The sequence below is a fragment of the Halomonas sp. LMYGS-3 genome (genome assembly GCF_059509875.1).
The window spans coordinates 43,854-65,388 of the sequence record NZ_JCAKFQ010000020.1 but is presented as its reverse complement, the minus strand read 5'-3'; the positions used below and the strand labels follow the sequence as shown (position 1 = coordinate 65,388).

The following is a 21,535-nucleotide window of genomic DNA, read 5'->3' as shown; positions in this document are numbered from 1 at the left end:
GGTAAACTCCTTAGGCGCCAGTCTTGTTATGTCCCGTGTCCACGCGAAGTCTTGGATCAACCACGAAATACAACATGTCGACGATGATGTTTATCACTACGAAAATCAGCGAAACCATCACCAGGTAGGCAGACATGACCGGGATGTCGACGAAGCTGACGGCCTGCATGAAGAGCAGCCCCATTCCAGGCCACTGAAAGACGGTCTCGGTGATGATGGCAAAGGCAATCAATGCGCCGATCTGCAGGCCTGTGATAGTGATGACAGGCATCAAGGTGTTTCGGAGTGCATGGCCAAAGTTGACGACACGATTTGTCAATCCGCGTGCTCTGGCAAAGCGGATATAATCGGTCTTGAGCACTTCCAGCATTTCGGCTCTCACGAGTCGCATGATCAGTGTTATCTGGAAGAGTGATAGTGTGACGACCGGCATGATCATCGCTTTCAGCCCACTGACGGTCAGCATGCCGGTACTCCACCAACCGAGCTCTATGACCTCGCCACGGCCAAACGATGGCAGCCAGTTGAGCCAGACGGAGAAGATGAGGATCAGCAGGATGCCGGTCACGAAGGTGGGAACCGAGATTCCTGTCAAGGACAAGGCCTGTAACGTGTGGCTGAGCCAGCTGTCCCGACGGAGTGCCGTGTAGACGCCCATCGGTATCCCGATGACCAGGGACATGACGACTGCCGCGAACACCAGCTCCATGGTGGCGGGCAAGCGTTCGGCGATCAGGTCCGATACCAGTCGCTGATTACGGTAGGAGATGCCGAAGTTGCCCTGCACGGCGTTGCTGACGAACTTGCCGAACTGAACAGGCAAGGGTTCATTGAGTCCCAGGCGTTCCTGAAGTGCTGCTCGCTGTTCTAGCGTGGCATCCTGAGGAAGCATGTTGGTGACAGGATCACCCACAAAGCTGAACATGGAAAAGGCTATGAAAGCGACGGCTAACATGACTATCGCGCCCTGCAGAAGTCGCCTTATCAGAAATGCAATCATCGTGGTACCCTTCACTAATGCTGAGTCAGGTCGTGTGCGTGGCAGACCTTAATGGCTGCCACGCTTTGTTGTTGCCATCGATTATTCGACGATTGCGTACCATAGCCTGACTTTATTGTCGGGCGTCTGTGGGACAGAGATGTTGTCCTTGGTAGCCCAGATAAGGGGCTGCTGATGGAGGGGGATAAGCGGGATGTCAGCCTTGGTCAGTTCGAAGGCTTTCGAGATCATGCCTAAACGCTCTTCCTCGTCCTGAGCAACCGCAATTCGTTCGATGAGTTCATTCACTTCAGCATTATGATAGTTGCCGGGATTCCAGGCCCCATAGTTTCCCTGCGGGCTTGCCAGCACCTGCGACAGGATGCTGAACGAATCGAGCATGGGCAGGGTCGCCCAGCCGAACATCCAGATGTCGGAACCACCATTGAGGGCTTCTTGCCAATGGTTGCTGGAGTTGCGAGCGTTGACGCGCGTCTCGATGCCAATGCGAGCCCACATGGCCGCAATCGCCTGACAGATCTCCTCATCTCTGACATAGCGGTCGTTGGGGCAGTCAAGGCCAACTGTGAAGCCCTCGGGATACCCCGCTTCGCTCAGGAGATCTCTGGCCGCTTCGGGGTCAAAGGCGAAGCGTTCGTCGAGGGAGGCATCGTAGCCAGGAACGGCAGGCGCCACCGGCAACGCGGCATTGCGGGATTTACCACGCATCAGGCGATCACGGATCAGTTCCATGTCAATGCCCTGGTAGAGTGCTCGGCGAACTCTCATGTCCTGTAGTGGGTTGGCCTTCAGGCCATTCTGAGTCAGTCGACCCTGTGACTGGTTCAGGGCCAGCATGATGGTGCGCAGTCCAGGTGTTTCATGAACCTGGTGCCCTGGCGAACTTTCGAGGCGAGATACGTCCTGTAGAGGAACGCTCAGCATCATGTCGATCTGTCCCGACAGCAAGGCAGACACACGCGTGGCGTCGGATGAAATCGGAGTGAATTCGATACGAGACAGGTTGTGCTGTGCGTCGTCCCACCAGGACTCGTTGACGGTGAGAATCGTCTCGGCATCGGGCCGCCGTGACTCGAGCTTGAAGGGGCCTGTACCATTGGTATGAGTGGTGCTGTAGCTGCGATCCCCTTTCGTCGGGTCTACGGGGTCCAGTGCGCCATGCTCAGTCATCCACTCCTTGTCCAGTATGTAAACATTGGTCAAGTCGTTCAGTAGAAGGGGGTAGCTCCCGTTCAGCTCAATTTCAACAGTGTGGTCGTCTATCTTCCTGATGTCGGAGACGGCGGGAAGGTTGCCTCTTAGAGGAGAGTCTGGGTGGATGGCGCGCTTGAGTGATGCTACGACATCGTCGGCATCAAAGCTATTTCCATTATGATAGGCGACCCCTTCGCGCAATGTAAAACGCCACAGATCAGGGCGAACCACCTCCCAGTCTGTCGCCAGGGAAGGTTCGATCTCAAGCTCCTTGTTATATCGAACTAGAGGCTCGTAGATATGATGAAGAAAGGCCAGGGTTGGGCTCATGGCCTGTCCATGGGGATCCATTGAGTAGACGTCGGAGGTGTCCGCCCAGGTGATAGTATTGGCTTGGGCGGTGCCTAGCGCCATGCTGCTTGCCAATACGGTCATGGCCATGGATTTTTGAATATTATTCATTGGATGTCTCCATTTTCAACCATCTCTGCGAATTGCGTTATTGATCTTGTATTCTTCGTGTAATGTTGCAATGGATAGTTGGTAATTTTCTGCGTGGTCATGCATGGACATTCAAAGAATGTCAGGTGAATGCAGTGGCGAATAGAGCCAGATTCAATGCGCAGATGGTGCCAGCAATCGTGAGGTAAAAGGTATGCAGATTGGCTATATGTGATGACGTCTATTATGCAGAAATATCTATTCAAGGTGGGGAGAATATCGATACTCATATCAGGTAAATGATGCGAATCGAGATTGTTCTTTTCTTCACGTCGTGATGATGAGGAGAGGAAGAGACGTGGCATGCATCATCAATAGATGATCGGTTAGTGGTTGGTGTTAATCCTTGAGAAATGATGGATGGATTGTGGAGAATTCATGTCCTGTACTGGCTGAAATTATGCTCTCATTAGGCAACCCTCAACGACAGGCCATCGAGGCAGCTACGCGTTGCTCACACGAACGAAACCCCGAGTCGGTGACTCGGGGTCTCTGTTTACAGGACGGCTGATACTGCCGGTTGGACTGTTGCTGCCTTGGGGGATGGATGACTACTGGTGTTTCGGCACCACAGCGGTGGCTTGATGGCTGCGCATGAGGAAATGATAGAAGAGTCCACCCAAAGCGGCGCCCATCATCCAACCGTAGCCGTCCAGGCCGCTCAAGGCCGGCACCACCACGGTAGAGATCGAGAACAGCGCGGCGCAGCCGAAGGCGATCAGCGCCCGGGTGTTCCAGCCATTGACGTAATGGTAGGCCCCGCCCGGCTGCGAAGAGAACAGCTCCTCCATGTTCAGCTGCTGGCGCTTGATCAGGTAGTAGTCGACCACAATGATGCCGTAGAAGGGGGCGATGACCGCGCCGAGGGCGTTGACGAATCCGGGGACGCCGATCTGGCTGATCACCGAGACCCACAGGGCGCCGACGAAGAAGGCGACCACGGCGGTGATCAGACCGCCGACCTTGAAGCTGATCCGGCTGGGGAAGAGGTTGGCCAGGTCATAGGCCGGCGGGATGAAGTTGGCCACCAGGTTGATGCCCACGGTGGCAGCGAAGAAGGTCAGGGCGGCGACGATGGTCAGCGGCAGCGAGTCGACCCGCTCGACGATATCCGCCGGATTGGTCAGGGCGTCACCGAACAGCACGAGGGTGCCGGCGGTGATGATCAGGGCGATGAACGAGAAGAAGGCCACGTTGAGCGGCAGCCCCAGCAGGTTACCGAGCTTCATCTGGCGCTCGGTCTTCACGAAGCGGGTGAAGTCGCCGAAGTTGATCACCACCGCGGCGAAGTAGGCGACCATGGTACCGACGATGGCCATGAAGGCGGCCACTGCGCTCCCGGAGCGTTCGCTGTCGCCGCTGAAGATGGTGCTGACCGCGGGCAGCAGCTCGCTGCCGGCCTGGTACCAGACGATGATCATCAAGGCCACCATCACCACGTAGACCAGCGGCCCGGCCCAGTTGAGGAAGTGCTTGATGCGGTCGATGCCCTGCCAGAAGATCGCGATCTGGAACAGCCAGACGATCACGAACGACGTCCAGGCCACGCCCGACAGGCCTAGGAAGGTGCTGCCGTTGCCGGCGCCAACGAAAGCGGTGATCAGCAGCGCCACCGCAGTGGAGGCGAAGTAGGTCTGCACCCCATACCAGAAGATGCCGATGATCGCCCGCAGCATGGCCGGCAGGTTGGCACCGCGTACGCCCATGCTGGCGCGGACCATCACCGGGAAGGGGATGCCGTACTTCACACTCGGCTTGCCGGTCAGGTTGACCAGGAACATCACGATCACCCCGGCCAGGATGATCGCCGCCATCACCGCCCAGCCGTTCAGCCCGTAGGCCAGGAACAGCGAGGCCGCCAGGGTATAGCCGAACAGGCTCTGGATGTCGTTGGACCAGACGTTGAAGATCTCGAAGGCGCCCCAGTTGCGTTTCTCGTGCTTGAGCGGGGCGAGATCCTCGTTGTACAGCGTCGGATCGATCGTCTGGATGTCCAGATCGCTCTCTTTCATCGTCGTCACCGTTATGGTTGTCGGGGGGGCAGCCCCCGCCCGGCACTGCCGGACGGGGCGCGAAGCATCTGGCCGTTTACTGGCGGAAGCGCTGGCAGGGTGCCCAGTGTTTCATCAGCAGGTAGTAGGTGACACCGGCGGGAATCAGGCTGGCATACCAGGACACCGCGGAGAAGCTCAGGGCGGCGGCGATGCCCACGGCGGTGGCGATCAGCGCGGCGTAGTTGACGCCCCGGTAGGGGCCGGCCTCGTCATACAGCTTGCCGAGATCCAGGGTACGGCGACGAATGATGTAGTAGTCGACCACCAGAACGGCGAAGATCGGCCCCAGGAACGCCGAGTAGGTCTGCACGAAGAGCTGCAACCCGGCGGCAGATTCCGGCTGCACCAGCTTCCAGGGGAAGGTGGCAAAGGCCAGCAGGCCGACGATCACCGTCGCCACCGGGAACTTCATCTTGAACACGTCCATCAGCACGTAGGTCGGCGGCACCACGTTGTTGAGCACGTTGGTGGTGACCTGGGCGAAGGCAATGAACAGCAGGGTGGTCATCAGCAGCGGGGTGTTGTCCACGGCGTTGGCGAACACCTGGATCGGGTCGGCGGTGCCGGTGGCCTCGGAGACCATGAAGCCGATGAGGCCCATGAACAGCGTGCAGGGCAGGATCGACATGGCATAGATGGTGGTCAGGATGCCCGGGCCGGTACCCTTCTTGTGCTCGCGGGAATAGTCGCTGACGTTGAGCATCATGGTGCTGTAGATGCCCAAGAAGAGCATGGTGGCGCCCCAGAACGGCAGGCCCCAGGAACCTTCCATGGTCAGCAGGTTGGCCGAGAGCTCGTCGCCGTAGCGCTGCACCGTGGCGTAGAACATGTAGGTCAGCGAGGCGAGGATGAAGGCGCTGCCGATATTCTCCAGCCACTTGATGCCCTGGAAGCCCATTACCGACAGGCCGATCTGCAGGAACTGGAAGGTGATGAAGTAGAAGATCAGGTTGTCGAAGCCGAACAGGGTCGCCGAGACCATGTTCAGGGCACCGGCCCCGATCCAGCTCTGAAAGCCGTACCAGACGATGGCCGGCACGGCGCGCACCAGCCCCGGGATACGGGTGCCGGCGAAGCCGAAGGCGCTGCGCGCCTGGACCATGAAGGGGATGCCGTACTTGTAACCGGCGGCGCCGTTGATGGCGAGTGCGATGCCGATCACGAAGCAGCCGATGGCGATGGCCAGGGTGGCCTGGATCAAGTTCAGGGTGCCCACCACGCTGGAGCCCATGGCGAAGGTGCCGATCGACACGCAGCCGCCGAACCAGGCCAGGAAGTAGGAGGTGCGCCCCATGATGCGGGTCTGCTGGGGAGCGAGTGACTCGTCCCCGGGGGCCTTGGTGCCGTCATGGCTGACGGCCTGGCCGGAGACCGGGAACTCGGTATCGGCCGTCGTGGGTTGCGGGTTGGGGTGGCTCATGGTGTTGTCCTCGCAAGTCAATGCTCGATGTTGTGGTTATGCCCCGGCGGGCGATGGCCCGGGTGGGGATGCTTGCGGCGTGCTCTGGGGTTGCGGCTTGTCGTTGTTGGTGTGTGGTGGTGCGTTGCTCGGTCAGCGTTGCGGCGTCAGCCCCGACAGGTGTTCGAATCGGCCGGTGAAGGCCTTGGGTCGCGGGAAGGCCAGGTCGCCATGCTTGCTGGTGCCCAGCCCCAGTCCCAGCAGCGCCTCGGTCAGTTTCACCGCGGCGGTGACGCCTTCGACGACGGGCAGGCCCACTTCCCGGGCGATCTCGTCGGTGAGGTCGGCCATGCCGCCACAGCCCAGCACGATGGCGCCGATACCGTCCTCGTCACGGGCCAGTCGACATTCGTCGATGATGCGGCCGAGGGCGGCATCGCCGTTCTCTTCCAGGTCCAGCACCGGAATCTCCGCGGCGCGTATCCGGCGACAGTGCTGACGGAAGCCGTACTGCTCGAGCAGGTGCTCGGCGATGATGCCGGTGCGCCCCAGGGTGGTGACGATGGAGAAGCGGGTGCTGATCAGGCTGGCCATGTGGAAGGCGGCCTCGGCGATGCCGATCACCGGTGCCCGGGTCAGCTCACGGGCCGCCATCAGCCCCGGATCGCCGAAGCAGGCGATCACATAGGCATCGGCGCCCTCGCGCTCACCGGCCAGCACCTCCTCGAGTACGCCCACGGCGCTGATCGCCTCGTCGAAGTGGCTCTCGATGGAGACCGGCCCGGCGTCGGGCTGGGTCGCCGAGATATGGGTACCCGGCGCGGCGATGCGCCGGGCGGCCTCGCCGATGGTCGCCGTCATGCCGGCGGTGGTGTTGGGGTTGATGATGCGGATATGCATGGCGCAGGCTCTCTGGATGTCTTGTGAACAACGTGAAATGTCTTTGTACACAAAATAGATGGCTTTTGTTCCATCCGCAAGTCATGGCGCGAAACAGGCCAGGAGAGAAAATATCTGTTTGGAAACAGAAGGTTGGGATGTATTTCGAGATATTATTAGCCAGGTCTGGCTACTAGACGATGGTCGCTAGCCTGATCTGGCTCTCACGTTGGTGACAATTGCATGCCATTATTGTATACACTTTTTGGTCGCCTCTCTCCAAGGGATCTCCTGGCGGGCTTGTAGCATCCCTGGAGCGGCATCCCGGGCTTCGATGGCAGGAAAAGTCAGAAATGGGGTTGCAGTCACATTGAACACACCCTATCTTTTTCTTGTATACATAAATCGCTGGCCCGCTGCCGTGGTGCACTAGTGCAGCGGGTGGCTGTACTCCGGGAACGACTGTGCCGACAAGTGGGTGATGCGCCAGGCGGCCATCTCCGTGGTGTTGCACCGATCGCTCATGTCGAGTGCCCATAACAATCAGGAAATTTCGCCATGACCCAGCTTTCTTCTTCTGACTATCCCCGTGACCTGATTGGCTATGGGCGCACGCCGCCCCACGCCAACTGGCCGGGCCGGGCGAAGATCGCCGTCCAGTTCGTGCTCAACTACGAGGAGGGGGGCGAGAACTGCGTGCTGCACGGTGACGCCGGTTCCGAGCAGTTCCTCTCCGAAATCATCGGCGCGCCATCGTTTCCCGATCGTCACCTGAGCATGGAGTCGATCTATGAGTACGGCTCGCGGGCCGGGGTGTGGCGCATCCTGCGGGAATTCGAGCGGCGTGGCCTGCCGCTCACCGTGTTCGGGGTGGCCATGGCGCTGGAGCGTCATCCCGAGGTGGCCCACGCCTTCCAGGAGCTGGGTCACGAGGTCGCCTGCCACGGCTACCGCTGGATCCATTACCAGGAGGTGCCGGAGAGCGTCGAGCGCGAGCACTTGAAGCAGGCCATGGCGATCTTCCAGCGCCTCTACGGCGAGAAGCCGCTGGGCTGGTACACCGGTCGCGACAGCCCCAACACCCGCCGCCTGGTGCTGGACGAGGGCGGTTTTCTCTACGACAGCGACTACTACGGCGACGACCTGCCGTTCTGGACCCGCGAGACCGACAGCCAGGGCGTCGAACACGACCACCTGATCGTGCCCTACACCCTGGACAGCAACGACATGCGCTTCGCCGCTCCTCAGGGCTTCAACACCGCGGATCATTTCTTCACCTACCTGCGCGACGCCTTCGATGTGCTCTACGCCGAAGGCGAGGAGGCGCCCAAGATGCTGTCGGTGGGCATGCACTGTCGCCTGCTCGGCCGCCCGGGGCGCTTCCGTGCCCTGCAGCGCTTCCTCGACCATATCGAGGCCCACGACCGGGTCTGGGTGACCCGCCGCGTGGACATCGCCCGGCACTGGGCCGAGCACCATCCGGCGCCGGCACGCTGAGGCTCAGGGAATGCTGACGCCGAGGAAGACGAGCAGGCCCCGCCCGGTGATGCCGGGCGGGGCCTGGTGGTGGGCCTGGTGGCCGCGCTTCAGTTCGTTAGCCGACCCACTGGGTGGCCTGGGCGAAGGCGAGGAAGCCCACGGCGATCAGCACCCAGACGCAGAACAGCGGGAAGAAGAACTTCACCCACTTCTGCCAGGGCACGCCGGCGATGGCCAGGGTGGCCATGAAGTAGCCGGACGTCGGGAAGAGAATGTTGCCGATGCCGTCGCCGAGCTGGTAGGCGAGCACCGCGGTCTGACGGGTCACGCCGATGATGTCGGAGAGTGGCGCCATGATCGGCATGGTCACCAGGGCCTGGCCGCTGCCGGAGGGCACCACGAAGTTGAAGGCCAACTGGGCGAAGTACATGCCGATGGCCGAGAGCAGGGTAGGCAGTTCGCCGACCAGGTTGCCCAGGCCGTAGACCAGGGTATCCATGATCTGGCCATCCTCCAGCACCACGGCCACGCCGCGGGCCACGCCGGCGATCATGGCGCCGACCAGCACGTCGCGGAAGCCCTTGTTGAAGGCCTCGCAGATGCTCTCGGTGGTCAGGCCGGCGATCAGGCCGACGACGATGCCCATGACGATGAACAGGCCGGCCATCTCCATCATGAACCAGCCCTGGCGCAGCACGCCGTAGACCAGGATGCCGAAGAAGGCGAAGGTGGCGAGCGCGGCCAGCTTCTGGCGGCCGTTGGCGAGGAGGGCCCCTTCGTCGGTGGCATGCTGATAGAGCGAGCGTTTCTCGGCCTCGGTGTCATCACCGGCCATCAGGCTCAGCTCGGGGCTGGACTGGACCCGACGGGCATAGCGCATCACGAAGTAGATGCCGGCGCCGAGTACGACGACGAAGGCGGTGGCGCGCAGGCCGAAGCCGGAGTAGAGCGGCAGGTCGGACAGCTTCTGTCCCAGGCCGGTGTTGATCGGGTTGAGGATGCCGGTGGTGAAGCCTGCGGTGGTGGCGCACAGCGCCACGGCGGCGGCGGTCACCGAGTCGAAGCGCAGGGCGATCATCAGTGGCAGGATCACCGGCACGTAGACCAGCGCCAGCTCCTGGGTGCCGATGATGGTGGCCACCACGGCGAACACCGTCATCAGCACCGGGATCATCAGCAGGCTGCGATCGGCGAAGCGTCGGCTCAGCTTGTCGACGCCGATCTCGATGATGCCGGTGCGCCTCAGCACCATGAACATGCCACCGATCATGAAGGTGAAGAACACCACCTCGCCGGCGCTCATCAGGCCATTGGGGATCGCCAGCATGAAGTCGACGACGCCGGTGGGGTTCGAGGCCACGTACTGGAAGGACTCGGCATCGATGGTGGTTCGGCCGTCGGGGCCGGGGATCCGCTCGAACTCGCCGGCCGGGACGAAGTAGGTCGCCACCGCCGCGATGGCGATGAAGACGAACAGGATCACGTAGATATGCGGGATCTGCCAGTGGCGCCGCTTGGCGCTGGTGGCCTGGGTGGTGTCGGAGGATTGGGACATGGTGTGCCTCGCGTTGTTGTTGGGGGTGTCGCTATAGTGGAGCGGCGCCGAAGCGCCCCGGTCGCGGTTGGCGCCGCAGGAAGGATCGAGACCGGGGGGAAGTTGCCTGGAGTGGGCCTCGCCGATGGGCATTTCGTGAATGGGGGTCGGCGATGGGCCCGGTGAGACGAGTGGCGCCTGACGGGGCGATGTTCCGTCTGCGCCCTGGACAGTGGGAGAGTTGTTCTTGCGGACGCAACAGACCGGCATGAGGCCGCATATCGGCCAGCGAATCTCGGCGCAGTATGCCGATCTGACCGCCCAGGAGCAGCGGGTGGCGACCTTCATCCTGGATCACTTCGACGATCTGGCGGTCTACAGTGCCGCGGACCTCTCCCGCTTGACGGGGGTTTCCAAGTCCACGGTCAGCCGACTGTTCAAGCGTCTCGGCTTCGAGAACTTCCAGGCCGTGAAGCACCATGCCCGCGAGTTGCGCAGCCAGGGCATGCCCCTGGTGACCGAGCCCGGAGCCGTGGCGGGAAACGGGGAGCGCTTCAAGCGTCACCACGAACGCGAGCGGCAGAACCTGCAGACCGCCCTGGAGGGTATCGAGCCGCGGACCTTCGAGGCCGTGGTGGAGAGGCTGGACGGGGCGCGCCGGGTGGTGCTGGTCGGCTTTCGCAACGGCTATCCGCTGGCGGTGCACTTTCGCCAGCAGCTGATCCAGGCGCGTGACGGGGTCAGCCTGGCCCCCGAGCCCAACCAGTCGCTGGCCGAGGAGCTGGTCGGGCTGGGCGAGGAAGACCTGGTCGTACTGTTCGGTTTTCGCCGCCGCCCCAGGGTATTCGACGCCCTGGTGCAAGAACTGGCGCCGATGCCGTGCCGTGTGCTGCTGATCGCCGATGCCACGGCCGGTGGTTACGCCGAGCAGGTGGACTGGTGGATGGAATGTCCGATCGACAGTGTCTCTGCCTTCGACAGTTATGCCAGTGCCATGAGCCTGATCAGCCTGCTGGCCAACGGGGTCCTGCATCACCGGCTCGCCGAGGGGCGTGCCCGTATCGATGCGGTGAGCGAGCTCTACCACCGGCTCGACGAACTGTCGTCCTGACGGGACGTTCCCGCTTCTAACGGTGTTGGCTCCGGACCACGTCACTGCCCCGGGTATGTCTCGAGGATTCATGGCTGGGCTCGATCCTTGCTCATGAATGAAACGAAAGTTGCTAGACACCGTACTCCTGACACGATAGTTTCACAAGTCAGGTGGATACGGTTTTTGGGCCTGACGTAAGGCCCGAGGTGTATATGAAGGATGACATCATGACGACAAGAAACTACTACGCGCCAGCCGGGGGCCACCCGCCCCAGACCCAGCTGCTCTCCGACCGGGCGGTGTTCACCGAGGCCTACGCCGTCATTCCCAAGGGGGTGTTCGGCGATATCGTCACCAGCAACCTGCCGTTCTGGGACAAGACCCGGCTATGGGTGCTGGCACGCCCGCTCTCCGGCTTCGCCGAGACCTTCTCCCAGTACATCATGGAGGTCTCCCCGGGGGGCGGCAGCGACCGGCCCGAGCTCGACCCCGCCGCCGAGGGGGTGCTGTTCGTGGTCGAGGGCGAGATGACCCTGACCCTCGGCGGCGAGCGCCATCGCATGATGCCGGGGGGCTATGCCTTCCTTCCGCCGGGGAGCGACTGGCGGGTGCGCAACGAGGCGGACGCCCCGGTGCGCTTTCACTGGGTGCGCAAGGCCTACGAGGCGGTGGACGGCATCGAGGTGCCCCAGGCCTTCGTCACCAACGAGAACGACCTCGAGCCCAACCCCATGCCCGGCACCGAGGGCCGCTGGGCGACCACCCGCTTCGTCGACCCCGAGGACGTGCGCCACGACATGCACGTCAACATCGTCACCTTCCAGCCGGGGGCGGTGATCCCCTTCGACGAGACCCACGTCATGGAGCATGGCCTCTATGTGCTCGAGGGCAAGGCGGTCTACCACCTCAACCAGGACTGGGTGGAGGTCGAGGCGGGCGACTTCATGTGGCTGCGCGCCTTCTGCCCCCAGGCCTGCTACGCCGGCGGCCCGGGGCCGTTCCGGTACCTGCTGTACAAGGACGTCAACCGCCATGCGGCGCTGCGGCTGTGAAAACTGGCTGCGCTCGGTCATGCGGCGTTGAAAATCGTCTTAAAATGCTCATTTACAACAGTAAACTCCGCTTTTTCGCCGATTTTCGCCTTGCCTGACCGTCGCTCGCCGAGTTTTTCAGGGCGTTAGGGGCGCCGGGGGCAGACCGAAGAGGAGGTCATTTGCCATGGATGGCAAATGTAGCGCCCAGGGAAGGGTTCACAGCGCCTCCTCGCAGGTCTGCCGCCGGAACAGCCCCGGTGATCCAGGCTAACTGCCGAGAAAACCTGTTGAGGGGCTAACATGCTGGAACTGAAAGCCGAGCCGCTGACGCCGGAGGCCTTCGCGCCGTTCGGCGATGTCATCGATACCCGCACGGCGGATTACTTTCACATCAACGCCGGACGCACCCGGCGCTACCACGACCTGGCGAAGGTCGAGACCCTGGGCGAGGAGGCGCGGGCGCTGATCAGCATCTTCGTCAGCCAGCCCGTGTCGGTCCCGTTGGAGCTCGATTTCCTCGAGCGCCATCCGTTGGGCAGCCAGGCCTTCATGCCGCTCCACGAGGAGCGCTTCGTGATCGTGGTGGCGCCGCGGGGCGAGACCATCGACCCCGCCGAGGTGCGCGCCTTCGTCACCGATGGCCGCCAGGGGGTCAACTATCGCGCCGGCACCTGGCACGCCATCCAGTCGGTGCTGGAGCGCGAAGGGGAGTTCCTGGTGGTCGATCGTGGCGGCGAGGGACACAACTGTGACGAGCATCCGCTGGCGGTACGGGTGACCCTGTAGGCGCTTGCGCCAAGCTGTCGACGGCGGGCCCTCCCAGTGGCGGGCTCGCCGCTTTCGTCTCAGGACCCGGGACGATTGAGGGCGGCGATGGCCTCGCCGGTGTGCTGGACATGATCGGCCAGCAGGCGCTGGGCTCGATCGCTGTCTCGGGCCTTGAGGGCGTCGAGGATCTCACGGTGTTCGCTGGTGGACTCCTGCCAACGGCCCAGACGGTCGAGGGCCAGGTAGCGGGCGCGCTCCAGTCGGCCCAGCAGGCTGCGGTGGGTCTCCTCCAGCACGGGATTCTTGGCACCGGCCACGATCAATCCATGGATGCGCTGGTTGAGCTCGAAATAGGCGTTACGATCGCCCTTGGTCAGCAGGCGTTCGAGGCGCTCCTGCAACGTCTCCAGGCGCTTGAGTTCGGTGTTGGTCATGCGCGCCGCCGCCAGGCCGGCAGCCAGGCTCTCCAGGCCGGCCTCCACCTCGAAGAGGTGTTCCAGCTCCTGGGCGTCGATGGGGGCCACCCGGGCCCGGCGATTGCGCGGCATGACCACCAGCCCCTCGCCGGCCAGGCGCTTCAGGGCCTCCCGCAGCGGGGTGCGGGAGATGCCCAACTGAGCGCACAGGGTGGGTTCCTGAAGGAGTTCCCCAGGGGGTAGCTGGCCGCGCACGATGAGCCGATGCAGGGCTTGATAGGCTTCTTCCGCCAGGGTCGGCGTACTGATGCGAGCAACGCCCGCAGGGGAATCCGTACTCATGGGCATCTCCTCTTGGCCGGATGGTTCCATTGTCCCGCTGGCACGAGGGAAGTCCAGTCAGGTGCGATTCACCAGGTCCTGGCGACCTACCAGCCGTGCCAGCGGCTCGGGCAGGCCCCGGCAGGACTTGCTGGGCGGGGCGGCGAAGCTGCCCGCAGAGGGTGCCGTCGCCCCCAGGTCGACCAGGGCCTGGGCCTGATGCAGGGCACAGGTGACGCCGTCGAGCGCCGGCACCGGCAGGCGTGCGGCCACGTCACGGGCCAGGCCGGCCAGGGGCGCCCCGGCGAGGATCAGCACGTCGGCGCCGTCGTCGGCCACCGCCCGCTCGGCCAGTGCCACCAGGCGCTCGCCCTGGTCCTCCTGGACCCGGCCGATATGCGCCAGGGGCTCGTCCAGGGCGCGGATGCTGGCCAGGCGATCGGCGAAGCCGTAGCCGGCAATGGTCTCCCGATACCAGGCCTGGATGCGCTGGGAGATGGCGATCACCGAGAAGCGGCTGCCCTGCTGGCAGGCGCTGACCAGGGCCGCCTCGGTCATGCCCACCACCGGGATCGGCAGGATCTCGCGCAGGGCGGTCAGCCCCGGGTCGCCGAAGGCCGCCACCACCACGGCGTCGTGGTCGGCGTAGCGTTCGGCGGCGACCTGCATGGCGGCATAGCCGCCGATCTGGGCCTCGGCGCGGGTCTCGATATAGGCCACGCCGAAGGGCGCGGTGGCCATGCTCAGCTCGGTGCCGGGGCGGGTGCTGCGCCGCGCCTCGCGCTCGATCAGGGCGGTGACGTCGGGGGAGATATTGGGGTTGATGACCAGTAGTTTCATGGCGTGCTCGCTTGTTATTTCTCGCCGTGGGCGGACCCGCGGCGAGGGAAGAAAGAGCCTCCGGCACCCGTCCGAGTGGGGCCGGAGGAAGAGGCAATCAGTAGCCCAGGGCCCGGGGCAGCCAGGTGACGATGCCGGGGAAGGCGATGCAGGCGATCAACACCGCGTACTGGAAGGCGATGAACGGCCAGGCGCTCTTCATCAGCTCGTTGAGGCTGATCTTGGAGATGCCGCACATCACGAACAGCAGCACCCCCACCGGCGGCGTCATCATCCCCACCACCAGGTTCATCACGAACAGGAAGCCGAACAGCAGCGGGTCGATGCCATAGGCCAGGGCGATGGGCGCCAGCAGCGGCACCAGCATGATGTAGGCGGCATTCGACTCGATGAACATGCCCACCGCGATCAGCAGCGCCATCACCAGCAGCAGGAACACCAGCGGGTCCTGGGTGAAGTCCTGCAGCCACTGGGTCAGCTGCATGGGGATCAGGTCGATGGTGAAGGCGAAGGTCATGGTGGAGGCGAAGGCGATCAGGGCGCCGACCATGGCCGCGGTGACGGCGGCATTGAACATCGCCTTGGGCAGGTCGGCCAGGCGCAGCTTGCGAGTCACGAAGAAGCCGATCAGCAGCGCATAGACCACGGCGATGGCGGCCCCCTCGGTGGGGGTGAAGGCGCCGGCGACGATGCCGCCCACCACCACGATGGGCATCAGCAGGATCGGCAGGGCGCGCCAGGTCTGCACCAGCACATGCTTGAGGCCGATCACCCCCTCGGCGCCCAGCGGGTAGTGGCGGCGCATGGCGATAAAGCTGGCCAGCCCCATGAAGCCCAGGGCGAGAATGATCCCGGGGATCACCCCCGCCATGAACAGCCCACCCACCGAGACGCTGGATCCCGCCATCAGCGCGTAGACGATCATGGCGTTGCTGGGCGGGATGATGGCGCCCAGGTTGGCGGCGGAGGCCACCACGGCGCTGCTGTAGCCGGTGCCGTACTGCTGGCGCATGGAGGGCACCAATGAGCTGCCCAGGGCGCTGGCGCTGGCCACGGCGGCGCCGCTGACCGCCGCCAGCACCATGCCGGCGACGATGGCCACATGGGCCAGGCCGCCATGCACGCGGCCGATCAGCGAGTTGGCGAAGTCCACCAGGCGCTGCAGGATGCCGGCGGCGACCATCAGTTCGCCGGCCAGCATGAACAGCGGGATGGCCATCAGCGGGAAGCTGTTGACCGAGTGCATCATGCGCTGGGGCAGCACCGAGAAGTCCATGCCGCCCACATGGAGGCCGACCAGGGAGGCCAGGCCCAGGGCGAAGGCCAGGGGCATGCGCAGCAGGGCGAAGCCCAGGAAGGTGAAGATGATGGCCGGAGTCATGAGGGGGTTCCTCCGCGGCGGTCGGGCGCGCTGGGCAGCGGCTCCAGGCCCAGTGCCTGGGCGATCAGGTGCAGGCAGCTATGGCCGGCACAGGCCAGCACGGCGATATAGAAGACGGCGGCGGTGATCGGCAGGGTGGGCATCAGTTCCTGCCACTTGTCGGCCACCGCCCCCAGGCTGATCCAGAACAGCGCGGCCATCATGGCGGCGCCGATCCAGGCCATCAGCCGCGCCAGGTGCCGCTGCAGCCCCTCGGGGAAGTGGGTCACCAGGGCGTCGATGCCCACATGGATGCCCACCTTGATGCCGTGGGGAATGGCCAGGAAGATCGCCCAGACGAAGAACAGCCGGGAGAGTTCGTCGGCGGAGTCGATGGAGGTGCCCAGCACGTAGCGGGCGAATACCTGGGCCGAGACCAGGGTGGTCATCACGCCCATGGCCACCAGGATGGCGTAGTAGGAGGTGCGGTCGAGCAGCGCCAGGCCATGCAGGAAGTGGCGCTTGCCCGGGCTGGAGGCATGTGCCTCCAGCCGGTGCCAGGCGGGTGTCATGACGCCAGCTCCTCGAGCACCCGATCGACGATCTCGGCGCCGATCTTGTCGCGCAGGTCGTCCACCACGTCCTGGCTGGCCTCGCGCAGGGCGGCGCGGGTCTCGTCGCTGATCGGGGTGAACTGCATGCCACGCTCGATCAGTGCCTGGCGGGCGGCCTCGTCCTCCTCGGCGGCGGTCTGCCGCTGCCAGGCCACCGCCTCGGCCATGGCCTCGCGCACCGCCTGCTGCTCGTCATCGCTCAGGCGATTGAAGGCATCGCGGTTGGCCGCCACCACGATGAAGTCGTAGAAGTGCCCGGTGTCGGAGAGGTGCTGCTGTACCTCATCCAGGCGCCGGGTGCTGATGATGCTGTAGGGGTTCTCCTGACCATCCAGCACTCCCTGCTGGAGGGCACCATAGACCTCATTGATATCCATGGAGACCGGGCTGGCGCCGATGGCGCGAAAAGTGTCCAGGTGGGTCTGGTTGGGCTGCAGGCGGACCTTCAGGCCCTGGAGGTCCTCGATGGTCTCGATCGGTCGCTGACTGTTGGTCACATGGCGGAAACCCAGCTCCATATAGCCCAGGGCCACGAAGCCCTTCTCGGCCAGCTTCTCGTCGAGCAGCGCGCCGAAGTCGCCATCGATCAGGCTGAAGGCGTCCTCGCGGTTGGCGAAGGCGAAGGGCAGGCTCAGCGCCTCCAGCTCGGGGACGGTCCGCGACAGGTAGGCGATGCCGACCCAGGTGCCGGCGATGGAACCGGTCGAGACCTGATCGACGTTCTCGCTGGCGCCGCCCAGCTGCATGTTGGGGAACAGCTGGGCGGTCAGGTCACCATCGGTGTGCTCGGCCAGCGCCTCCTGGAAGATCTCCATGGCGCGGCTGCTGGAGTGATCATCGGGGAAGTTGCCGCTGAAGCGCAGGGTCTCGGCGCTGGCCAGCAGGGGCGTGCCGAGGCCCAGGGCCAGCAGCAGGGCGGCGGAACGGCAAGCACGGCGGTTTGTTGTTGTCATGCGGGTGTCCTCTTTTCCACGAGCGGTCGGTGAGCGCCCCAGTCTCGACGTGGGCGACTGTCTGAACCTTAGTGCAAGTCTTTGTAAAATACAAAACATAGAATACTGTATTTTATGTTTTTGTTTAAAAACAATGATATGAACATTATTTTTGGTTGATTTCATGGCCAAGTGACGCGTGTGGCTTGCAAAATCTCGGCGCTGTGCGATCCTGCCTTGAGGCGAAATACAGTATACAGAATATCAACAACAGCCTCGGAGCCAGCCATGAATCGCACCCTGCTGGGCATGCTGACGCCCTCTTCCAATACCGTGCTCGAGCCCTATACCGCGGCTCTGCTGCACGGGTTCTTTCCCCGGGTCACGGCCCACTTCCAGCGCTTTACCGTCAAGGAGATCTCCCTCAGCGATCGGGCCCTGGCGCAGTTCGATCCGACGCCTCAGCTGGAGGCGGCGCGCCTGCTCCACGACGCCCGCATGGACGTGATCGCCTGGAACGGCACCTCGGCGAGCTGGCTCGGCTTCGAGACCGACCGTCGGCTGTGCGCCGCCATCACCGAGACGACCGGGGTGCCGGCGACCAGCAGCGTGCTGGCGCTCAACGAGGTCCTGGCGCGCACCGGGGTGACCCGGCTGGGGCTGGTGACGCCCTATCTCGATGACATCCAGGCGGCCATCGTCGCCAACTACGCCGCCGAGGGTATCGAGGTGGTGGCGGAGCGCCACCTCGATGACCGCGGCAACTTCTCCTTCTCGGAATACGACGAGCAGACCCTGGCGGGGCTGGTGCGCGACGTCGCCAGGCACCGCCCTCAGGCGATCACCATCCTCTGCACCAATCTGCGTGGCGCCGGCATCGTGTCGGCGCTGGAGCAGGAGCTGGGCATTCCCATCTACGACTCGGTCAGCGTCACGGTGTGGAAGTGCCTGCAACTGGCGGGACAGGACCCCGCCGCCATCCACGGCTGGGGCGGTCTCTTCCAGGATCCGCGTCTGCGCGACTGAGACACCCCCGGCCCTTTCTCGAGCCGTTGATTCACAACAACAAAGCGATTGACAACGAGGTAGCGACAATGACCAACAAGATGACGCGACAGGCGGCCCTGCTCTCCCTGCTGGTGGGCGGTATCGGCATCGGCAGCGCGGTGCAGGCCGCCGAGATCAACCTGCGGGTGGTGGGCAACTACTCCGGCAACCGCATCCATGTGGAGGAGGTGGAACGCCCCTTCTTCGAGGCCCTCGATGCCCGGGAGGACATGCGGGTCACCTACAACACCATGGACAGCATCGGCGTGGATGCGGCGGATGCCCTGCGCCGGGTGCGCTCCGGCACCTTCGACGTGATGTCGGTGCAGATCGGCATGGCCTCCCGGGACGATCCCTTCTTCGAGGGCATCGACCTGGCCGGGGTCTCCCAGAACCTGGACGAGCAGCGGGCCGCCGTGGATGCCATCCGCGAGCGCTTCGATGCGCGCCTCCAGGAGCGCTTCAACGCCAAGCTGATGACCCTCTGGCCCTTCGGCCCCCAGATGCTCTACTGCAATGCCGAGATCGGCGGCGTCGACGACCTGGCCGGCAAGCGGGTGCGGGTCTTCACCCCCTCCATGTCGCGGCTGGTGGAGGGCCTGGGCGCCACCCCGGTGACCCTGCAGTTCAGCGAGGTCTACATGGCCCTGCAGCGGGGCGTGGCCGACTGCGCCGTGACCGCCCCGACCGCCGGCAACAACGGCAAGTGGCCGGAGGTGACCAGCCACTTCATGCCGCTGCCGCTCTCCTATTCGGTCCAGGGACACTTCATGAACCTGGACACCTGGAATCGCCTCGACGAAGCCCAGCAACAGGAGCTGACCGCGGCCTTCGCCGAGATGGAGGAGCAGATGTGGCGGGTGGCCTACGAGGTCAACGACGATGCCATCGCCTGCAACACCGGTCAGCCCCAGTGTGAGCGGCATACCGCCTACGACATGACCCTGGTCGAGCTGAATGGCGATTCCGGGGCCCTGATCCGCGAAGTGACCGATAGTGCTGTGCTGCCGGTCTGGGCCGAGAGCTGCGAGCAGCAGTACGCCGACTGCGGCGAGGCCTGGAACCAGACCGTCGGCGCCAGCGCCGGCTACACCATCGAGTCCCGGTAAGTCGACCAGCGGCGGGGGCCTCGGCCCCCGCCCACCAGAGGAGGCCACGCCATGCAACGACGCATCACGGCTGGCATCGACAGGCTCGTGACCGCCGGCGCCCTGATCGCCGGCTACGCCGCCCTCGGCCTGTCGGCGCTGATCACCTTCGAGGTGATCGCTCGCAAGTTCTTCAGCTTCTCGCTCCAGGGCGTCGACGAGATCGGCGGCTATGTGCTGGCCATCGGCGTCGCCTTCAGCTTCGCCTACGCCCTGCTGCAGCGGGCCCATACCCGGGTCGACGTGCTGCTGGAGCGGCTGCCGGCGCCGCTGCGCACGCCCCTGAACCTCGCCGCCATGCTGGCCCTGGCGGCCCTGGCCGGCTTCATGGCCTGGCGCGGCCTGTCGACCCTGGGCGAGACCCTGGAGTTCGGCAGCCGCGCCAGCACTCCCCTGCAGACCCCGCTGTGGATCCCCCAGGCGCTGTGGGTCGCCGGCCTCGGGCTCTTCGCCCTGCTGGCGCTGTGCCTCGCGGGGCGCGCCCTGTGGCTGACCCTGGCCGGCCGCGGCGAGGCCGTCAATGCCGAGTTCGGCCCGCGCACCACCGAGGACGAGCTCGACGAGGCCCGCCAGGAGTATGCCGCCGCCCCCAGCCGCTCACCCGAGGAGCAGCCCCTATGATCGGTCCCAGCGACGTCCTGCTCGGTTTCCTGTTGATGCTGGGGCTGATGGCCATCGGCATCCATGTGGCGGTGGCCATCTTCGGCGTGGCTGCCCTCGGCACCCTGATGTTTCTCGGTACCCCGGTGCTCTTCTCCTTCGGTGACAAGCTGTGGAGCACCCTCAACAGCTTCCTGCTGACGGCGATCCCGCTGTTTATCCTGCTGGGGGAGCTGCTGCTGCGCAGCGGGGTGACCGAGCGCATGTACAGCGCCCTGTCGGTGTGGCTCAACCGCCTGCCGGGCAGTCTGCTGCACACCAATATCGGCGCCTCCACGGTGTTCGCCGCCATGTCCGGCTCCTCGGTGGCCACCGCCGCCACCGTCGGCACGGTGGCGCTGCCGGCCCTCAACGAGCGGGGCTACAGCGAACGCCTGGCGCTGGGCACCCTGGCCGCCGGGGCGACGCTCGGCATCCTGATCCCGCCCAGCATCAACATGATCATCTACGGCGCCATCACCAATACCTCCATCGGCAAGCTGTTCATCGCCGGCATCCTGCCGGGGCTGATGCTGGCCGGCGGGTTCATGCTGGCGATCATGGCCTACAGCCTGCTGCGCCCCGGAGTGGCGGGGCAGGGCGAGCCGCCGGTGCCGCTGCCAAAGCGTCTCGCCTCCCTGGTCGACCTGCTGCCGCCGGCAGGGGTCTTCGCCATCGTCATCGGCAGCATCTACTCCGGTTGGGCCACCCCCACCGAGGCGGCGGCCCTGGGGGTGGTGGCGGCGCTGGGGCTGGCGGCCCTCAACCGCAAGCTGAGCCTCACCATGCTGCACGAGTGCTTCCTCTCCATGGCCCGCACCACGGCGATGATCCTGCTGATCATCATCGCCGCCTTCTTCATGAACTATGTGGTGGGCATCCTCGGCGTGCCTGCGGCCCTGACCCAGTGGGTCATGGAGCTGGGCCTGACGCCCCTGGGGCTGATCCTGGCGCTGGTGCTCTTCTACCTGGTGCTGGGCTGCTTCCTGGAGACCCTGTCGATGATGATCGCCACCGTGCCCATCGTGGTGCCCATGGTGGTGAGCTTCGGCTTCGACCCGGTGTGGTTCGGCATCTTCCTGGTGGTGATGATGGAAATCTCGCTGATCACCCCGCCCATCGGCATGAACCTCTATGTGGTGCAGGGGGTGCGCGGGCGCGGCTCCATCTCCGACGTGATGCTCGGCAGCCTGCCCTTCTTCGCCATCATGCTGGCCTTCGTCTTCGCCATCATCGCCTGGCCCGGCCTGGTGATGTGGCTGCCCAATGCCATGGGCTGAACG

General features: G+C 64.3%; 19 protein-coding genes. 8 read left to right on the top strand and 11 right to left on the bottom strand.

The features are described 5' to 3' along the window. Positions 1 to 10: 10 nt before the first annotated feature. The 5 genes from AC5W54_RS16585 to AC5W54_RS16565 form a co-directional block, all read right to left on the bottom strand. On the bottom strand, positions 11 to 1,000 hold the full coding sequence (locus AC5W54_RS16585; protein WP_495963204.1) for an ABC transporter permease: 990 nt from the start codon (positions 998 to 1,000) through the stop codon (positions 11 to 13). Positions 1,001 to 1,081: 81 nt separating this feature from the next. Continuing rightward, entirely contained in the window at positions 1,082 to 2,656 is a 1,575-nt protein-coding gene (locus AC5W54_RS16580; RefSeq protein ID WP_495963203.1) for an ABC transporter substrate-binding protein, read from the bottom strand. Between the two features lie 590 nt (positions 2,657 to 3,246). After that, positions 3,247 to 4,707 carry an NCS1 family nucleobase:cation symporter-1 gene (locus tag AC5W54_RS16575; RefSeq protein ID WP_495963202.1) on the bottom strand — a complete coding sequence of 487 codons (1,461 nt, stop codon included), beginning with the start codon at positions 4,705 to 4,707 and terminating at the stop codon, positions 3,247 to 3,249. Between the two features lie 76 nt (positions 4,708 to 4,783). Next, the gene (locus tag AC5W54_RS16570) at positions 4,784 to 6,169 is read right to left on the bottom strand and encodes an NCS1 family transporter (RefSeq protein ID WP_495963201.1); all 1,386 of its coding nucleotides are present in this window, start codon (positions 6,167 to 6,169) and stop codon (positions 4,784 to 4,786) included. 132 nt (positions 6,170 to 6,301) lie between these two features. Beyond that, entirely contained in the window at positions 6,302 to 7,048 is a 747-nt protein-coding gene (locus AC5W54_RS16565; protein WP_495963200.1) for an aspartate/glutamate racemase family protein, read from the bottom strand. A gap of 537 nt (positions 7,049 to 7,585) precedes the next feature. On the opposite strand from AC5W54_RS16565, the gene puuE reads away from it, so the two are divergent. Beyond that, complete coding sequence (gene puuE / locus AC5W54_RS16560; protein WP_495963199.1) at positions 7,586 to 8,524, top strand: allantoinase PuuE; 939 nt, start codon at positions 7,586 to 7,588, stop codon at positions 8,522 to 8,524. A 97-nt stretch (positions 8,525 to 8,621) separates the two neighbouring features. Here puuE and AC5W54_RS16555 read toward each other — a convergent pair whose 3' ends face one another. Then, positions 8,622 to 10,061 carry a YfcC family protein gene (locus AC5W54_RS16555; protein ID WP_495963198.1) on the bottom strand — a complete coding sequence of 480 codons (1,440 nt, stop codon included), beginning with the start codon at positions 10,059 to 10,061 and terminating at the stop codon, positions 8,622 to 8,624. 226 nt (positions 10,062 to 10,287) lie between these two features. On the opposite strand from AC5W54_RS16555, the gene AC5W54_RS16550 reads away from it, so the two are divergent. The 3 genes from AC5W54_RS16550 (at position 10,288) to AC5W54_RS16540 (ending at position 12,953) form a co-directional block, all read left to right on the top strand. Next, a complete protein-coding gene (locus AC5W54_RS16550) occupies positions 10,288 to 11,151 on the top strand; it encodes a MurR/RpiR family transcriptional regulator (RefSeq protein WP_495963197.1) in 864 nt (287 codons plus the stop codon). A 209-nt stretch (positions 11,152 to 11,360) separates the two neighbouring features. Beyond that, the gene (locus AC5W54_RS16545; RefSeq protein ID WP_495963196.1) at positions 11,361 to 12,185 is read left to right on the top strand and encodes a bifunctional allantoicase/(S)-ureidoglycine aminohydrolase; all 825 of its coding nucleotides are present in this window, start codon (positions 11,361 to 11,363) and stop codon (positions 12,183 to 12,185) included. 282 nt (positions 12,186 to 12,467) lie between these two features. Beyond that, positions 12,468 to 12,953 carry an ureidoglycolate lyase gene (locus AC5W54_RS16540; RefSeq protein ID WP_495963195.1) on the top strand — a complete coding sequence of 162 codons (486 nt, stop codon included), beginning with the start codon at positions 12,468 to 12,470 and terminating at the stop codon, positions 12,951 to 12,953. A 59-nt stretch (positions 12,954 to 13,012) separates the two neighbouring features. Here AC5W54_RS16540 and AC5W54_RS16535 read toward each other — a convergent pair whose 3' ends face one another. The 5 genes from AC5W54_RS16535 to AC5W54_RS16515 form a co-directional block, all read right to left on the bottom strand. Then, entirely contained in the window at positions 13,013 to 13,693 is a 681-nt protein-coding gene (locus AC5W54_RS16535) for a GntR family transcriptional regulator (RefSeq protein ID WP_495963194.1), read from the bottom strand. 57 nt (positions 13,694 to 13,750) lie between these two features. Continuing rightward, the gene (locus AC5W54_RS16530) at positions 13,751 to 14,512 is read right to left on the bottom strand and encodes an aspartate/glutamate racemase family protein (protein ID WP_495963193.1); all 762 of its coding nucleotides are present in this window, start codon (positions 14,510 to 14,512) and stop codon (positions 13,751 to 13,753) included. Between the two features lie 97 nt (positions 14,513 to 14,609). Then, positions 14,610 to 15,893: a TRAP transporter large permease gene (locus AC5W54_RS16525; protein ID WP_495963192.1), complete on the bottom strand. Its 1,284-nt coding sequence runs from the start codon at positions 15,891 to 15,893 to the stop codon at positions 14,610 to 14,612. Further along, positions 15,890 to 16,444, bottom strand: coding sequence for a TRAP transporter small permease (locus AC5W54_RS16520; protein WP_495963191.1), 555 nt, complete (start codon positions 16,442 to 16,444; stop codon positions 15,890 to 15,892). Before AC5W54_RS16520 ends, AC5W54_RS16525 begins: the two co-directional genes overlap by 4 nt. Next, the gene (locus AC5W54_RS16515; protein ID WP_495963190.1) at positions 16,441 to 17,439 is read right to left on the bottom strand and encodes a TRAP transporter substrate-binding protein; all 999 of its coding nucleotides are present in this window, start codon (positions 17,437 to 17,439) and stop codon (positions 16,441 to 16,443) included. Before AC5W54_RS16515 ends, AC5W54_RS16520 begins: the two co-directional genes overlap by 4 nt. Positions 17,440 to 17,706: 267 nt before the next feature. Here AC5W54_RS16515 and AC5W54_RS16510 point away from each other — a divergent pair, with 267 nt between their 5' ends. From AC5W54_RS16510 to AC5W54_RS16495, 4 genes are all read left to right on the top strand, one after another. After that, on the top strand, positions 17,707 to 18,444 hold the full coding sequence (locus AC5W54_RS16510; protein ID WP_495963189.1) for a maleate cis-trans isomerase family protein: 738 nt from the start codon (positions 17,707 to 17,709) through the stop codon (positions 18,442 to 18,444). Positions 18,445 to 18,512: 68 nt separating this feature from the next. Next, positions 18,513 to 19,574, top strand: a complete 1,062-nt coding sequence (locus AC5W54_RS16505) for a TRAP transporter substrate-binding protein (RefSeq protein WP_495963188.1) — start codon at positions 18,513 to 18,515, stop codon at positions 19,572 to 19,574. Between the two features lie 51 nt (positions 19,575 to 19,625). Continuing rightward, entirely contained in the window at positions 19,626 to 20,234 is a 609-nt protein-coding gene (locus tag AC5W54_RS16500; RefSeq protein ID WP_495963187.1) for a TRAP transporter small permease subunit, read from the top strand. Beyond that, on the top strand, positions 20,231 to 21,532 hold the full coding sequence (locus AC5W54_RS16495) for a TRAP transporter large permease (protein ID WP_495963186.1): 1,302 nt from the start codon (positions 20,231 to 20,233) through the stop codon (positions 21,530 to 21,532). The genes AC5W54_RS16500 and AC5W54_RS16495 overlap by 4 nt, the downstream gene beginning before the upstream one ends. The last annotated feature ends 3 nt before the right edge of the window (positions 21,533 to 21,535 follow it).